Consider the following 15,546-nt stretch of genomic DNA (forward strand, 5'->3'; position numbering starts at 1 on the left):
CTGCAGATCGGCTTCGTGAACGCCGGAGCCCGGGACAACTTCCTCAGCAGCGGCAGCGAGGACGTACTGCGACAGGCGCTGGGCGAGCAGTTCAACGTGCAGTGGAAGATCGAGGCGATCGTCGACCCCTCGGGCGGCTCGGCACCGCCGGCCGCCTCCGGCTCCGGCTTCGGCGGTGGCTACGGATCGGGCGCCCCGTCCACACCCCGTCCCGCACCCCAGCAACCGGCCCCGGCCGCGCGCCCGGCGGCTCCGGCGACGCCCTCGAGCCCGGCACCGGCGGCGCCCGCCGCCGCGCCGACCGCGCCCCCCGCACCGGAGCGCCATGTGGTCGCCCCCGAGGACGACATGCCGGAGGACGACGACCCCGACCTCGACGAGTCGGCCCTCTCCGGCCACGAACTGATCGTCAGAGAGCTCGGGGCCACGGTGGTCGAGGAGTTCTCGAACGAGTAGGAGGTCCGGGAGCGCGAGGACCGGGGACCCTTGGGAGGAACCCACAAACCCCTGTCCCGTCCCTCTTCGGCGGCCCCCACAAGGTCACTCGCCCGGGCCCGTTAGGCTGACCCCGTGAAGGTCCTCGTCATCGGTAGCGGCGCCCGCGAACACGCCCTGTGCCGTTCCCTCTCCCTCGATCCCGACGTCACCGAGCTGCACTGCGCCCCCGGCAACGCGGGTATCGCCGAGGTGGCCCGGTTGCACCAGGTCGACGCCCTCGACGGGCAGGCCGTGGCCGCGCTGGCCGGCGAGCTCGGCGCCGGGCTGGTCGTCGTCGGCCCGGAGGCGCCGCTCGTCGCAGGGGTCGCCGACGCCGTGCGCGAGGCCGGGATCCCCGTCTTCGGCCCCTCCGGGGAAGCCGCGCAGCTCGAGGGCTCCAAGGCCTTCGCCAAGGACGTGATGGCGGCCGCGGGCGTCCCCACCGCACGGTCGTACGTCTGCACGAACACCGAGGAGGTCGAGGAGGCGCTCGACGCCTTCGGCGCCCCGTACGTCGTGAAGGACGACGGCCTCGCCGCCGGCAAGGGCGTCGTCGTCACCGCCGACCTCGATGCCGCCAGGGCCCACGCGGCCGCCTGTGAGCGTGTCGTCATCGAGGAGTTCCTCGACGGCCCCGAGGTGTCCCTGTTCGCCGTCACCGACGGCGAGACGGTCGTCCCGCTCCAGCCCGCCCAGGACTTCAAGCGCGCCCTGGACGGCGACGAGGGACCGAACACCGGCGGCATGGGCGCGTACTCGCCGCTGCCGTGGGCCGACCCGAAGCTGGTCGAGGAGGTGCTGCAGACGGTTCTGCAGCCGACCGTCGACGAGATGCGCCGCCGCGGCACGCCGTTCTCCGGGCTGCTGTACGCGGGGCTCGCGATCACCTCTCGCGGCGTCCGGGTCATCGAGTTCAACGCCCGTTTCGGCGATCCCGAGACCCAGGTCGTCCTCGCCCGGCTGAAGACCCCGCTCGCCGGCGTGCTGCTGGCCGCCGCGAACGGCACCCTTGCCGACCTCCCGCCGCTGCGCTGGAGCGACGACGCGGCCGTCACCGTGGTCGTCGCCTCCCACAACTACCCGGGCACCCCGCGCACCGGCGACCCGATCACCGGGCTCGACGAGGTGGCCGCCCAGGACGCCCCGCACGCTTACGTCCTGCACGCCGGCACCCGGCGCGAGGGCGACGCGGTGGTGAGCGCGGGCGGCCGCGTGCTGTCCGTCACGGCGACTGGCGCGGACCTCACCGAGGCGCGTCACCGGGCGTACGCGGCGGTGGGACGCATCGGACTCGAGGGCTCCCACCACCGCACGGACATCGCGGCCAAGGCCGCGAGCGCCGGTATCTGACGCGCCGGCGTCCGACCTCGGCGCACCCCCGTCGTGGTCACGCCGGGCGATGAACCTCGTGGCCCCCGGATCCGTCTCAGGATGCGGGGCCCGTGTCATGCGGTGATGTCATGCGATGGCGTCGATGGCGCCGTGCGGAGGCTCGGCGTCGACCGGGTGCAATCCTGGCCTGTCCGTTGCCCTGCGTCAGCCACCTTTCCCCAAAGCCATTCCATCGAGTGAGCGGTGTGCCGTCCGGCTGACGGCGGCCGGAGCCCCAACTAGGGTGCGGCGCAAGCGTTCCGGCACTTGGCCCACCGGCATTGCGATGTCAGTGGCGGGTGCCACAGTGGGGGAGTGAGCAACGCACGGGCATCCGGCGGCGACCTCCGTGACGTAGACCGTCACGGCACAGGTCGTGCCGGGCAGAGGCGGGTCGGAGGGGGTGACGTCAGATCGTGAACGGGATGGGTGTGGAGGCCGGCGCGCAGGCCGCGCGCTCACGGGCGCTGGCCGTGCTGCGGATCCGCAGCCGGGCGCTGGCCGTCGCCCTGCTGCCCGCGGCTGTCGCCGTCGTGCTGCTCGTCGGCGGTGCCACGGGTCACCTCGGCGGAGGACGCTGGGGGATCGCCCGCTGGATCGTGACCGGCATCGCCGTGGTGGTCCTGCTCTGCGCCGCCGGGATCGCCCTCGTGATCGCCCGCGCCCGCCCGGCCATGAGCCCGACGGTCCCGATAGCGGAGGACGCGGCACCCGATCTCTACCGGATGGTGAGAGACCTGGCCGACCGCCTCGACGTGCCGGCGCCGTCCGCCATAGCGCTCACCCCGGACTGCGACAGCTGGCTGGAGGACCGCACCCACCCCGCTCACGGCCCGCCGGGTCGGCCGCCCGGGGAGGAGATATCCGGCGCCCGCGGCATACGCGGCCTGTCGGCTCCCCAGCGGCACCGCGCCGCGACCGCCCCCGTGCTCGTCATCGGCTCGCCGTTCCTCTGGTGGATGCGGGTGGGCGAGCTGCGCGCCGTCCTCGCTCCGGTCGTCGCCGGTACCGGACCGTCGGCCCACCCCGACATAGCGGCGGCACGGCGCTTCGTCCGAGGGCTGGACGCCGCGGTGGCGGTGACGTCGGCACCGGCGCACGGGCCCGTGATCCGTACGGCGCTGGCGGGCGCCGGCTGGGTGGCGCGACTGCTGTTGCGCAGCTGCCGCGGGCATGCGGAGGAGATGGAGCGGGGCGTGGCGGCGGCCGCGTCCGAACGTGCACAGGCTGTGGACTACGGGGTGCGGATCGTCGCGCAGGAACAGGTGGGGCTGGCGTACGCGGGATGGGACCGGCTGCTGACCCGGGTCGCGCTGCCGGCCTGGCGGATGGGCCGCTGGCCCTCGCGCCTGGACGCGGGCGTGGTCGCGGCGCTCACGGAGCTGTCGCGCCGGGACCGGCTGGCCGAGGGTTTCACCTCGCGGCTGGGTGAGCGGCCGGCCTGTGACCTGCTCGAGGAGCCCGGCCTGGTGGACGAGGCCGCGTCCCTGCTCGCTGCCCGTCTCTTCCACGGAGGCCCGGCCGAGCCCGGCCCGAATTGGGCGCCGGTGGACTGGCAGGAGTACCCGGACGAGGTCGTCGACCGCAAGTGGCGCACGGACGCGGCGCGCCTGCACCGCGTCCTGGACGCCCTCGGCGTCCACCACGCCCACCGCGACACGGCCCCCGACGCGGGAGGGCCGACGCTGGAGCGGGTCCTGGAGTACCTGACGGTCCGCCCGGCCGCCGGCGCGAGCGGCACGCCGACGCGCGAGGGCGGGAGCGCGAGCGGCACGGCCACGGGCGGGAGCGGGTCCGACGGCACACGTCTCCCGGGCGAGGACCGGGCCGCCGACGAAACCGCCGACCTTCCCGACGACGACGCGGTCGCCAGTGTGCGGACCGCTGCGCTCGCCGCCGGGCTCAGCGCCGAGATGGCGCGGGAGGAGGCGGGAGCCACACCCGGCGGCGCGGGGGGGCAGGGACAGGGGCCTGACCGTGCGATGTGGGACGCCTCCGCGATGCTCCCGCTGTTCCCGCTGCAGCCGCCCCGCACCGGCCGCGAACTGCTTGTCGACCACGTCTCCGCGGTGGTGTGCTGCGCCGCGATGGACACGGCGGGAGCGGCACCGGGTCTGGACTGGCTGGACGGTCCGTCCCTCCTGGTGAAGGGCGAACGCGCGGCCGACCTCTCCCCCCGGATCCGCACCCTCGTCGAGCAGGGCGACCCCACCCCGCTGCGCACCTGGCTCCGCAACCTCGGCGTACGCCCCGAGAAACCGGTCCGCCTGGTCTGACGACGGCACCGACCGGTCCGACGATCGCTGCGACTGTCCGAGGACGGCGTCCGCCCGGTCTGACGGCTGTTCCGCTTGTTCTCACGATCGCTGCGACTGTCCGAGGACGGCGTCCGCCGCCCGGTCTGACGACCGGTGGGCACGATGCGACGACCGGTGGGCGTGATCCGGCGACCGCTCCGCCTTGGTCGAGATCGCACCGCTCCCGCGACGACCTGGGGAAACTCCGCCCACCCCGTTCCGCAAGCCCGACCCCTGGCCGCAGAATCCCATTCCGTTCACGTCAATTCGCGACGAACGGTGACGGAGTGGGTGCGTTATGTGATGTGCTGGGTACCGATCGCGCACTCGGTAAGGGCTTACGAGGCTCACGGGGGACGAGGGAGGGGACACGCATGGGGTCGGAACACATCCGCCGGTGGGAGTCGGGTGCTCTCGCGCACGCCGTGACGGATCCTTTCGGCCAGGGTCCCGTTCCCTGGCTGAGGGGCAGTGAGACCTACTTCGACGACACGGGTCACGTGGTCCCCTGGTACGTGGACCCGGCCCCGGCCCACGTGCCCGCCCAGGGCCAGAAGGGGGCTCGGATCCCGGCCCCCCGCACCAGCGGCCCCCGCTCCGCGGACGACGTCCACCGCCAGATCAAGGGGTTCACCTCGACCGGCGCCGTCGCTCCGGGTGAGGCCCTGGACTTCCACATCACCGTCGACCCACCCCAGGAGTTCGCCGTCGACGTGTACCGGATCGGGCACTACAACGGCGACGGGGCTGCCAAGATCACCACGAGCCCCCGTCTCTCGGGCATCGTCCAGCCGCCGCCGCTCACCGCGGACCGCACGGTCTCCTGCCATCACTGGTGGCTGTCCTGGCGGCTGCAGATCCCGTCGTACTGGAGCGTCGGCGCCTACGTCGCCGTACTGACCACCGCCGACGGCTACCGCTCCCACGTCCCGTTCACCGTCCGGGACGCCCGCCCGGCCGATCTGCTCCTGCTGCTCCCGGACATCACCTGGCAGGCGTACAACCTCTACCCGGAGGACGGCCGCACCGGCGCCAGCCTCTACCACGCCTGGGACGACAACGGCCGGCTGCTCGGCGAGGCCGACGCCGCCACCACGGTCTCCTTCGACCGCCCGTACGCCGGCGCGGGCCTGCCTCTGCACGTCGGTCACGCGTACGACTTCATCCGCTGGGCCGAGCGGTACGGCTACGACCTCGCCTACGCCGACGCCCGCGATCTGCACGCCGGCCGCGTCGACCCCACCCGCTACCGCGGCCTCGTCTTCCCAGGGCACGACGAATACTGGTCGGCGCAGATGCGCCGCACCGTGGAGCTGGCGCGCGAGCACGGCACCTCGCTGGTCTTCCTCTCCGCCAACACCATGTACTGGCAGGTGGAACTCGGCCCGTCCGCATCCGGCGTCCCCGACCGCCTGCTCACCTGCCGCAAGCGGCGCGGCCCCGGAAAGCCGGTCCTGTGGCGGGAAATCGACCGTGCGGAACAGGAGCTGATCGGCATCCAGTACGCGGGCCGGGTGCCCGAGCCCCACCCGCTCGTGGTCCGCAACGCCGACCACTGGCTGTGGGAGGGGACCGGCGCCGAGGAGGGCGACAAGCTGGACGGGATGGTCGCCGGGGAGGCGGACCGTTACTTCCCGCGCGCCCCACTGCCCGACCATGAGGGCCGCATCCTGCTCGCCCACTCCCCGTACCGGGACGGCGAGGGTGTCCTGCGCCACCAGGAGACCTCCCTCTACCGCGCCCCTTCCGGCGCCCTGGTCTTCGCGTCCGGAACATTCGCGTGGTCCCCGTCACTGGACCGCCCAGGGCACGTGGACCCCCGTGTCCAGCAGGCGACGGCGAACCTCCTGGACCGCATCTGCAAACGGGACTGAACCCGCCCCTCCCAGGCCCCGCGGACCGGCTCGCTCCCGGCATGGGGGACAATCGAGCCATTGGGAGAGAACCACGGGGAGGGACCGTGTCCGGATTCGTCGAAAAGCCCGAACCCGTCCAGGTGCCGGGACTGGTGCATCTGCACACCGGGAAGGTGCGCGAGCTGTACCAGAACGAGGCGGGTGACCTCGTGATGGTCGCCAGCGACCGTACGTCCGCATTCGACTGGGTGCTGCCGACCGAGATCCCGGACAAGGGCCGGATCCTCACCCAGCTGTCGCTCTGGTGGTTCGACCTGCTCCGGGACCTCGTCCCGAGCCACGTCCTGAGCACCGAACTCCCGCCGGGCGCCCCCGCGGACTGGGCCGGCCGCACCCTGGTCTGCAAGTCCCTGAAGATGGTCCCGGTGGAGTGCGTCGCCCGCGGCTACCTCACCGGCTCGGGCCTCGCCGAGTACAAGGAGTCCCGCACGGTCTGCGGCCTCGCTCTGCCCGAGGGCCTGGTCGACGGCTCGGAACTGCCCGCCCCGATCTTCACCCCGGCGACCAAGGCCGCGGTCGGCGAGCACGACGAGAACGTCTCCTACGAGGAAGTCGCCCGCCAGGTCGGCGCCGAGACCGCGGCCCAGCTGCGGCAGGCGACCCTCGCCGTCTACGGCCGCGCCCGCGACGTCGCCCGCGACCGCGGGATCATCCTCGCGGACACCAAGTTCGAGTTCGGCTACGACGGAGACACCCTCGTCCTCGCCGACGAGGTCCTCACCCCGGACTCCTCCCGCTTCTGGCCGGCCGACCAGTGGCAGCCGGGCCGTGCCCAGCCGTCGTTCGACAAGCAGTTCGTACGGGACTGGCTCACCTCCCCCGCCTCCGGCTGGGACCGCGCGAGCGAGCAGCCCCCGCCGCCGCTGCCGCAGGAGATCGTGGAGGCCACCCGTGCGAAGTACGTGGAGGCATACGAGCGCCTGACCGGCGTGCGCTGGTCGTAGCCGGCCGGCCGACCCCGTACGACGGCTCACAGGGCCCGGCGCTCGGCCGGGCCCCGACGGCCGCCACGAGCATCCGGCGCACCCCGAGGCACACGAAGAAGCCCCCGGCCTGGGCCGGGGGCTTCTTTCTGGAGCGGACGACGAGGCTCGAACTCGCGACCTCAACCTTGGCAAGGTTGCGCTCTACCAACTGAGCTACGTCCGCACTGCGCGCTGCGCGAAGCCAACTATACCCAACCTCGCTCCCGTGCGAGACGCACCGCGGCATGCCGGTTCTCGACGCCGAGCTTGGAGACGGCCGACGACAGGTAGTTCCGCACGGTTCCCTCCGCGAGTGCGGCCCGCTGCGCGATCTCCGAGACCGGCGCCCCGTCGGCCGCGTGCTCCAGGACCTCGGCCTCCCGGGCGGTCAGCGGAGAGTTCCCGGAGGCGATGGCGTCGGCGGCCAACTCGGGGTCCACATAGCGGTTTCCCTCGTGCACGGTACGGATGATCTCGGCGAGGCGCTGGGCGCTGACGGTCTTCGGCACGAAGCCGCGCACGCCCGCTGCCAGCGCCCGCTTCAGATGTCCCGGGCGACCGTGACCGGTCACGATCAGCACCCGGCACCCCGGCAGCTCGGCCCTGAGGGATGTGGCCACCTTCACACCGTCGGCCCCTGGCATCTGAAGATCCAGTACGGCGACGTCGGGACGGTGCGCACGCGCCATCGCCAGCGCCTCCGGACCGGTCGCCGCCTCGGCCACCACCAGCAGGTCGTCCTCCAGAGCCAGCAGCGCGGCCAGGGCCCCCCGGATCAGGTGCTCGTCGTCGGCCAACAGCAGGCGGACGGGCGGTACGGCCGTCATGAGGTGACCTCGTCGGCCCGAGCGGGCGCGACGGGCACCGGCGCGGACGGAGGCAGCGGGACCTCCGCGGTCAGCCGGAACACGCCTGGCTCTGCGGGCCCGGCCCGCAGCGACCCCCCGATCTCCGACAGCCGTTCGCGCAGTCCCACGAGTCCCGATCCCCTTCCCTGCCCGCCGTCCGGCGCCCCGTCGTTCTCGACGCGGAGCACGATCCGTTCCCCCGCCACGCTCAGGGACACCGCACAGTGCCGGGCGTCCCCGTGGCGCAGCACATTCGTCGCCGCCTCCCGCACCACCCACGCCAGGGCCGACTGCACGGGCGCGGGCAGCCCGGTGGCCGACCCGGTCACCGTGCAACGGATGCCGGCGGCGGTCAACACGCCCTGTGCCCTGGCCAGTTCGGCGCCGAGGTCGGCCTCGCGGTAGCCGCGCACGACCTCGCGGACCTCCCGCTGCGACTCCTGTGCGATCCGCTGCACCTCGATCATCTGCTCAAGGGCCTCGGGGCGTCCGCGCCGCGCCAGCTCCACGGCCAGCTCGCTCTTGAGCGCGATGACCGCGAGGTTGCGGCCCATCACATCGTGCAGATCGCGGCCGAACCGCAGTCGCTCCTCGGCCACGGCGAGGCGGGCCTCGATCTCACGGGCCCGTTCCGCCTCCCACAGCACCGCCAGGGTCCAGGCGGCGCACCGCGAGGCGAGCAGGCAGAACCCGACCGCGAACGCGGTCATGACACCGGTCGCCACCGCGTCCATGGCGTCCCAGCGGACGAGCGCGGTCGCCACCGCCAGGGCGCCGGCGAGCACCGTGGACCGGCGGACGAACGCCCGGACCGGCAGGAAGAGCACGTACACCATCCCGAACGGCAGCAGCACGGCGGCGAGGGCCATCCTGCAGGTCACCGGTGAGGCCGCGTCCAGGGCATCCAGCGCCAGGACCAGCGCCAGCGCCGATCCGAGCAGCCCGGTCGACGCCCACCAGGCGCGCGGACGCAGCACCGCCCGCCCCAGGTAGTGGTCGAGCACCGGCCTCAGAAGCCGGTTGGCCGCCACGCACTGCAGGGTGTTGACGATGAGCAGCGATCCCGCGACGGACCGGGCCAGGGAGTCGCGGTGGGCTCCGGAGAGGAGCGGAAGCAGCATCCAGCCAAGGGAGAAGAACACCACCGAGAACCGCCACATGATGACGCTCTGCAGCTCCACCCGGGCCGCCTTGCTGCGCTCGTGCCACGTCCTGCGCTGTCAGTCCCGTATCGCTGCGATCACCCTTGAACCGCCCCCCTCCGTGCCCACCCGGTCCGCCCCCGCGTCGCCGGTCAGCGCCGCGGCTCCCAGCGGAACCACCGTCGCACGGCCCACAGCGCGGCCGCCGCCCAGGCGGCCGCTGCCGCGACCGCGCCCAGAGTGTCGTACACCGACAGCCCGCCGTTCCACCCGCCGCGGATCAGCCGGATAGCCGGGGACAGCGGCAGCCATTCGCACACGGACGCGACCCGGTCGGGCAGGACCTCGGTGGGGATCGTGATGCCCGACCCCACCAGGGAGACGAACACCATCGGCAGCGCCGTCACCTGCGCGCTCTCGACGGTTCTGCTGAAACTCGCCGTCAGGGCGGCCAGGGCCGCGCACAGGACGACGCCCGACAGCAGCCCCAGCACGGCGAGATGGGGCGCCCGGGGCGCCCCTGCGTCGAGCAGCGCCGCACAGCCGGCCGCCAGCAGCACGCACTGCGCGAGGCCGACGCCGACCGCGGGCAGCGCGGAGCCGATGAGGATCTCGGCGTCGCCGGGTTCCCCGGTGCGCAGGCGCTTGAGCACGAGCTCCTCCCGGCGCGCCACGAAGACGCTGACGAGTGAGGTGTAGACGGCGAAGAGCAGCGAGAAGCCGATCGCGGCCGTCACCATCACGGCGCCCGCCGTCAGTCCCCGTCCCTTCAGGTCCATCTGTTCGACGGCCGGCCGCAGGCTGAAGGGGACCGCCAGTGGGGCGAGCAGGGCGGTGACGACGGCGTTCCGGTTGCGGCCCAGGAGCGTCAGTTCGGCGCGCGCGAGGGCCCGAAGACGCCGGGCAGGTGTGGTCGTGGTCGCCGTGGTGGCGGGCGCGAGTGTGCTCATGCCGCCGCCTCCGTCCTGCGCTCCGCGGCGCCGTCCTCGGGGTCGGTGGCGGCTGCGGTGGGCGCGGCCGCTTTGGCGATGTGCAGGAACGCCTCCTCCAGGGAGGCGGACCGCACATCCAGGGCGCGCAGTTCGACCCGGGTGCGCTCGGCCCACAGCAGGACGGCGGTGGCGGTGCGCTGGAGGTCGTTCGTGCGCAGGAGAACCGTACGGCCCGCGGTCTCGTGCGCCGTGACACCGAGGTCCGCGAGCGGGGGCAGGTCGCCGAGGAAGTAGCCCTGGGGCAGGTCGAAGGAGACCCGGGAGGGCTGGGTCGCGGTGACCTCGGCGGGTGTGCCGGAGACGGCGACACGGCCCTCGTGGAGGATGGCGAGCCGGTCGGCGAGACCTTCCGCCTCCTGGAGGTAGTGGGTCGTCAGCAAGACGGTCGTGCCCGCGCCGCGCAGTTCGCGGACCAACCGCCAGGTGTCCTGGCGGCCCTCGGCGTCCAAGCCGGTGGTCGGCTCGTCGAGGAAGAGGACTTCGGGGCGTCCGAGGAGCGCGAGCGCCAGGTCGAGGCGCCGCTTCTCTCCCCCGGACAATTGCTTGACGCGTACGCCGCGGCGCCGGGTCAGCCCGACGAGGTCCAGCGCCTCGCCCACGGGCCGGGCGCCGGTGGTGCAACCGGCCCACATCCGGGCGGTCTCAGTGACCGTCAGTTCGGAGGGGAAGCCGCCCTCCTGGAGCATCACGCCGATCCGGGGCCGGACGGCCGCCCGCTCGGTGTACGGGTCGCGCCCGAGGACCCGTACGCGTCCGCCGGCCGGCGGGGCGAGGCCCTCGATGAGTTCCACGGTGGACGTCTTGCCCGCGCCGTTGGTGCCGAGGAGCGCGAAGACCTCGCCGCGGTCCACCGAGAAGGTGATGCCGCGCACGGCTTCGAATCCGCCCCCGTAGACGCGCCGAAGGTCAGTGACATCGATCACGCGCTCGCGCTGGTTGCTGTTCACCACTCCAGCGTCCTCGCCGCCGGGGAAGGACAGCAGTGCGCGGTGTCATCGGTCCCCATGACAAATGTCAGACGGTCGGCCCGAACGCACAGACGACGAAGGCCCCGGTCGATTGACCGGGGCCTTCGCTTTCCCGAGCGGACGACGAGGCTCGAACTCGCGACCTCAACCTTGGCAAGGTTGCGCTCTACCAACTGAGCTACGTCCGCACTGCCTCCGAACGCCAGCTGTGAAAAACAGCCGCCGATCGGTGCGAGCACCAGCCTACCTGATCCACAAGGGTGGTCCGGCCGGTCTCGTAGAGCGGGTGACAGGGATTGCACACTGCGCCTCCCCCTTGGAAAGGGGGTGTTCTGCTACTGAACTACACCCGCGTGACCCCTCGGGCCTCGGCGTTCACGGCCTCGTCCCTCGACGTGCTCAGACTCTAGCTGATCACCAGGGGTGCAACGCAAGTCGGTTGCCTGCGTGCGCGGATGGGCACTTGCGGCTCCCCCCGCGAGGGGCGCGGAGCTGTGACGGCAGGCGACTTCGCCGCGTGGGCGAGAGCAACCCGCCTCGACCGGCACGGCCGTGGCGAGCAGGACCCCCACGGCGCCTGACACCCCGGGGCCCAAGGCGGGCCCCACGACGGAACCCGACCCCCGAGCCCGGCGCAGCCGGCCGCACCGGGCCCCCTGCCGAGCCCGCGCGGCTACTGCGCCTCGGCGAACGCCTCGTACACCTTCTTCGGGATCCGCCCCCGCGGCGGCACGTCCAGCTTGTTGGAGCGGGCCCACGCCCGGACCGCGGCCGGGTCCGGGGTCAGGGCCGTGTGCGTGTACGCCCGGCCTGACTTGGCCTTCTTCCGCCCGGCCTCCACGTACGGCTCCAGCGCCTTACGCAGTTTCTTGGCATTGGCTTGATTGAGGTCGATCTCGTACGACTTGCCGTCCAGACCGAAGACGATCGTTTCCGCCGCTTCTGAGCCGTCGATGTCGTCAAAGAGAGTGACCACGACACGCTGCGCCACGAATATCGGTCCCTTCGTGCGGCACCTACGCGACCCCAGGCCATGACGTGCGCAACGATGACGTGCGCAGTCGTCCGGCAGATGTCGGGGAGGTGTCGACTGTCCGGCAGTAATTGGGCAAAGTATCGGCTATTGCCTTTTCCTTTGTACAGTGCCCGGCATTGCATTGTGAAGACAGACTGAATACCTCCGCGTGTCCGGGTGCAATGCCCCGGCATCCTTCTCCCGTGGTTTTTCCGAGGATTTTCCGTGCGCGGCACCGCGTCGATGCCCGATCGTGATGGCGGTCACGTAGGATGCTACGAATCTACGCGAGTAGAAATTGTGTGCGGGTAGTCTGAAGGAACCTGCTCAGCACCACACACCGGGAGTGCCAGTGGCACGCGTCGTAGTCGACGTCATGCTCAAGCCGGAGATCCTCGACCCCCAGGGCCAGGCGGTGCAGCGCGCACTGCCGCGCCTCGGCTTCGACGGCATCTCCGACGTACGTCAGGGAAAGCGATTCGAACTCGAGGTGGACGGGCCGGTCGACGACGCCGCGCTCGCCCGCATCCACGATCTCGCCGAATCCTTCCTCGCCAACACCGTGATCGAGGACTTCACCGTCAAGGTGGAGGAAGTGGTGGAGGCCTCGAAGTGACCACCCGTATCGGCGTCGTCACTTTCCCGGGCAGCCTCGACGACCGGGACACCCAGCGCGCGATCCGTATCGCCGGGGCGGAGCCCGTCGCCCTCTGGCACAAGGACAAGGACCTCAAGCAGGTCGACGCCGTGGTCCTGTGCGGCGGTTTCTCCTACGGCGACTATCTGCGGGCCGGTGCCATCGCCCGCTTCTCGCCGGTGATGGAGCCCCTCATCGAGCAGGCGAAGGCGGGCCTCCCGGTCCTCGGCATCTGCAACGGGTTCCAGATCCTCACCGAGGCTCACCTCCTCCCGGGCGCGATGCTCGGCAACGACCACCTCCACTTCATCTGCCGCGACCAGAAGCTGCGGGTGGAGAACGCGGACACTTCCTGGACCAGCGACTACGACGCCGGCCAGGAGATCCACATCCCGCTGAAGAACATGGACGGCCGGTACGTCGCCGACGAGTACACCCTCGACAAGCTCGAGGCCGAGGGCCGGGTCGCCTTCCGCTACCTCGACTTCAACCCCAACGGCTCGCTGCGCGACATCGCCGGCATCACCAACGAGGCCGGGAACGTCGTGGGCCTCATGCCGCACCCCGAGCACGCCGTCGAATCGCTGATCGGTACCGGTCGTACCGACGGCCTCCCGTTCTTCACCTCGATCCTCAAGAAGCTGGTCACCGCATGAGCAGGACGCCTCTGGACACGGTCGAGCACGCGGCCGCGACCCCCGACGTCGAGCTGCCCTGGGCCGAACTGGGCCTGAAGAAGGACGAGTACGAGCGCGTGGTCGAGATCCTCGGCCGCCGGCCCACCGGTGCCGAGCTCGCCATGTACTCGGTCATGTGGTCCGAGCACTGCTCGTACAAGTCCTCCAAGGTCCACCTCCGCCAGTTCGGCGAGAAGGCCCCCGAGAACGACGCCCTGCTCGTCGGCATCGGCGAGAACGCCGGTGTCGTGGACGTCGGCCAGGGCTACGCCGTCACCTTCAAGGTGGAGTCGCACAACCACCCCTCCTATGTCGAGCCCTACCAGGGCGCGGCCACGGGCGTCGGCGGCATCGTGCGCGACATCATCGCGATGGGCGCGCGTCCGGTCGCCGTGGTGGACCCGCTGCGCTTCGGTGCGGCCGACCACCCCGACACCAAGCGCGTCCTGCCGGGCGTCGTCGCCGGCATCGGCGGCTACGGCAACTGCCTGGGCCTGCCGAACATCGGCGGCGAGGTCGTCTTCGACGCCTGCTACCAGGGCAACCCGCTGGTCAACGCCGGTGCCATCGGTGTGATGCGGCACGAGGACATCCACCTCGCGAAGGCGTCCGGCGCGGGCAACAAGGTCATCCTGTACGGCGCCCGCACGGGCGGCGACGGCATCGGCGGCGCCTCCATCCTCGCCTCCGAGACCTTCGACGACGCCAAGCCCTCCAAGCGTCCCGCCGTCCAGGTGGGCGACCCCTTCCAGGAGAAGCTCCTCATCGAGTGCACCCTGGAGGCGTTCCGGGAGAAGCTGGTCGTCGGCATCCAGGACCTGGGCGCGGCGGGCCTGTCCTGCGCGACCTCGGAGCTGGCCTCGAACGGCTCCGGCGGCATGCGTGTCACCCTCGACGACGTCCCCCTGCGCGACTCGACGCTCTCCCCCGAGGAGATCCTGATGAGCGAGTCGCAGGAAAGGATGTGTGCGGTCGTCGAGCCGGAGAAGGTCGACCGCTTCCTGGAGATCTGCGCCAAGTGGGACGTCATCGCCACCGTCATCGGTGAGGTGACCGACGGGGACCGCCTGGAGATCTACTGGCACGGCGAGAAGATCGTCGACGTCGACCCGCGCACGGTCGCGCACGAGGGGCCGGTCTACGAGCGCCCGTACGCCCGCCCGTCCTGGCAGGACGAGCTGCAGGCCGACGACGCGAACAAGCTCCCGCGCCCGGCGACGGCGGAGGAGCTGAAGGACCAGGTCCTGAAGCTGGTCGGTTCGCCCAACCAGGCGTCCAAGAAGTGGATCACCCAGCAGTACGACCACTTCGTGCAGGGCAACACGGTCCTCGCCCAGCCCGAGGACTCCGGCATGATCCGCATCGACGAGGAGTCCGGCCTCGGCGTGGCCATCGCCACGGACGGCAACGGCCGCTATGCCAAGCTCGACCCGTACGCGGGCGCGCAGCTGGCTCTCGCGGAGGCGTACCGCAACGTGGCGACCACGGGCGCCAAGCCGCTGGCGGTCTCCGACTGCCTGAACTTCGGCTCGCCCGAGGACCCGGCGGTGATGTGGCAGTTCGCGGAGGCCGTGCGCGGTCTGGCGGACGGCTGTCAGCAGCTGGGCACCCCGGTGACCGGCGGCAACGTCTCCCTCTACAACCAGACGGGCGAGGCGGCCATCCACCCGACCCCGGTGGTCGCCGTGCTGGGCGTCATCGACGATGTCGCCCGGCGCACCCCGGTCGCCTTCCAGGAGGAGGGCCAGCTGCTGTACCTCCTCGGCGACACCCGTGAGGAGTTCGGTGGTTCGGCCTGGTCCCAGGTGATCCACGACCACCTCGGCGGTCTGCCTCCGAAGGTCGACCTGGAGCGGGAGCGGCTGCTGGCCGAGATCCTGATCTCCGCCTCCCGCGACGGCATGATCGACTCCGCGCACGACCTGTCCGACGGCGGTCTGATCCAGGCCGTGGTGGAGTCGGCGCTGCTCGGCGGCAAGGGCGCACGGCTGATCGTGCCGGACGGCCTGGACGCGTTCACGTTCCTCTTCTCCGAGTCTGCGGGACGGGCGATCGTCGCCGTGCCGCGCTCGGAGGAGGTCCGCTTCAACGACATGTGCGGTGCGCGCGGCCTGCCGGCCACCCGCGTCGGTGTCGTGGACGGGGAGACCGTCGAGGTCCAGGGCGAGTTCGAGCTGACCCTCGCCGAGCTGCGCGAGGCTCACGAGGGGACGATTCCCGCACTGCTGGCGTAACCGGCTC

At 71.8% G+C, this 15,546-nt stretch carries 12 protein-coding genes, 3 tRNA genes and 1 pseudogene; 8 read left to right on the top strand and 8 right to left on the bottom strand.

Annotated features, from left to right (window positions below; translation table 11 throughout):
* The 5 genes and pseudogenes from C3488_RS17210 to C3488_RS17235 form a co-directional block, all read left to right on the top strand.
* Positions 1-456: pseudogene (locus tag C3488_RS17210) on the top strand (DNA polymerase III subunit gamma and tau); the annotation flags it as partial.
* A 114-nt stretch (positions 457-570) separates the two neighbouring features.
* Positions 571-1,827 carry a phosphoribosylamine--glycine ligase gene (purD, locus tag C3488_RS17220; protein ID WP_103840328.1) on the top strand — a complete coding sequence of 419 codons (1,257 nt, stop codon included), beginning with the start codon at positions 571-573 and terminating at the stop codon, positions 1,825-1,827.
* A gap of 446 nt (positions 1,828-2,273) precedes the next feature.
* Positions 2,274-4,124, top strand: coding sequence for a hypothetical protein (locus C3488_RS17225; RefSeq protein WP_103840329.1), 1,851 nt, complete (start codon positions 2,274-2,276; stop codon positions 4,122-4,124).
* Positions 4,125-4,519: 395 nt separating this feature from the next.
* Positions 4,520-6,019 carry a N,N-dimethylformamidase beta subunit family domain-containing protein gene (locus tag C3488_RS17230; RefSeq protein ID WP_103840330.1) on the top strand — a complete coding sequence of 500 codons (1,500 nt, stop codon included), beginning with the start codon at positions 4,520-4,522 and terminating at the stop codon, positions 6,017-6,019.
* Between the two features lie 86 nt (positions 6,020-6,105).
* Positions 6,106-7,005 carry a phosphoribosylaminoimidazolesuccinocarboxamide synthase gene (locus tag C3488_RS17235; RefSeq protein WP_103840331.1) on the top strand — a complete coding sequence of 300 codons (900 nt, stop codon included), beginning with the start codon at positions 6,106-6,108 and terminating at the stop codon, positions 7,003-7,005.
* A 129-nt stretch (positions 7,006-7,134) separates the two neighbouring features.
* On the opposite strand, the gene C3488_RS17240 is transcribed toward C3488_RS17235, so the two are convergent.
* The 8 genes from C3488_RS17240 to C3488_RS17275 all read right to left on the bottom strand — a co-directional run bounded on the left by C3488_RS17240 (position 7,135) and on the right by C3488_RS17275 (position 11,967).
* Positions 7,135-7,210 (bottom strand) — tRNA-Gly (locus C3488_RS17240).
* A 22-nt stretch (positions 7,211-7,232) separates the two neighbouring features.
* Positions 7,233-7,853 (bottom strand): response regulator transcription factor, encoded by a 621-nt coding sequence (locus C3488_RS17245; protein WP_103840333.1) that lies wholly within the window; start codon positions 7,851-7,853, stop codon positions 7,233-7,235.
* Complete coding sequence (locus tag C3488_RS17250) at positions 7,850-9,055, bottom strand: sensor histidine kinase (protein WP_258053472.1); 1,206 nt, start codon at positions 9,053-9,055, stop codon at positions 7,850-7,852. The genes C3488_RS17245 and C3488_RS17250 overlap by 4 nt, the downstream gene beginning before the upstream one ends.
* Positions 9,056-9,168: 113 nt before the next feature.
* Positions 9,169-9,966, bottom strand: coding sequence for an ABC transporter permease (locus C3488_RS17255; RefSeq protein WP_103840335.1), 798 nt, complete (start codon positions 9,964-9,966; stop codon positions 9,169-9,171).
* Complete coding sequence (locus C3488_RS17260; RefSeq protein WP_103840409.1) at positions 9,963-10,955, bottom strand: ABC transporter ATP-binding protein; 993 nt, start codon at positions 10,953-10,955, stop codon at positions 9,963-9,965. The genes C3488_RS17255 and C3488_RS17260 overlap by 4 nt, the downstream gene beginning before the upstream one ends.
* Before the next feature lie 136 nt (positions 10,956-11,091).
* Positions 11,092-11,164 (bottom strand) — tRNA-Gly (locus C3488_RS17265).
* 93 nt (positions 11,165-11,257) lie between these two features.
* Positions 11,258-11,329: transfer RNA gene (locus C3488_RS17270), tRNA-Gly, on the bottom strand.
* 320 nt (positions 11,330-11,649) lie between these two features.
* The gene (locus tag C3488_RS17275) at positions 11,650-11,967 is read right to left on the bottom strand and encodes an Lsr2 family protein (RefSeq protein ID WP_103840337.1); all 318 of its coding nucleotides are present in this window, start codon (positions 11,965-11,967) and stop codon (positions 11,650-11,652) included.
* Positions 11,968-12,343: 376 nt separating this feature from the next.
* Between C3488_RS17275 and purS the strand changes: the two genes are divergently transcribed.
* Genes purS through purL form a run of 3 tightly spaced genes read left to right on the top strand, consistent with a single transcriptional unit; the run spans position 12,344 to position 15,539 of the window.
* Entirely contained in the window at positions 12,344-12,607 is a 264-nt protein-coding gene (gene purS, locus C3488_RS17280; RefSeq protein WP_103840339.1) for a phosphoribosylformylglycinamidine synthase subunit PurS, read from the top strand.
* Positions 12,604-13,284, top strand: a complete 681-nt coding sequence (gene purQ, locus C3488_RS17285) for a phosphoribosylformylglycinamidine synthase subunit PurQ (protein WP_103840341.1) — start codon at positions 12,604-12,606, stop codon at positions 13,282-13,284. The genes purS and purQ overlap by 4 nt, the downstream gene beginning before the upstream one ends.
* A complete protein-coding gene (gene purL, locus C3488_RS17290; protein WP_103840343.1) occupies positions 13,281-15,539 on the top strand; it encodes a phosphoribosylformylglycinamidine synthase subunit PurL in 2,259 nt (752 codons plus the stop codon). Before purQ ends, purL begins: the two co-directional genes overlap by 4 nt.
* Positions 15,540-15,546 lie beyond the last annotated feature (7 nt).

It is taken from the genome of Streptomyces sp. Ru72, from assembly GCF_002920635.1.
Classification (GTDB): domain Bacteria; phylum Actinomycetota; class Actinomycetes; order Streptomycetales; family Streptomycetaceae; genus Streptomyces.

Bases quoted from the DNA above. Each gene is read 5' to 3' on its own strand.
- C3488_RS17225 (WP_103840329.1), top strand. From the start codon at position 2,274: ATGGGTGTGGAGGCCGGCGCGCAGGCCGCGCGCTCACGGGCGCTGGCC.
- C3488_RS17230 (WP_103840330.1), top strand. From the start codon at position 4,520: ATGGGGTCGGAACACATCCGCCGGTGGGAGTCGGGTGCTCTCGCGCAC.
- C3488_RS17245 (WP_103840333.1), bottom strand. From the start codon at position 7,853: ATGACGGCCGTACCGCCCGTCCGCCTGCTGTTGGCCGACGACGAGCAC.
- C3488_RS17255 (WP_103840335.1), bottom strand. From the start codon at position 9,966: ATGAGCACACTCGCGCCCGCCACCACGGCGACCACGACCACACCTGCC.
- purL (WP_103840343.1), top strand. From the start codon at position 13,281: ATGAGCAGGACGCCTCTGGACACGGTCGAGCACGCGGCCGCGACCCCC.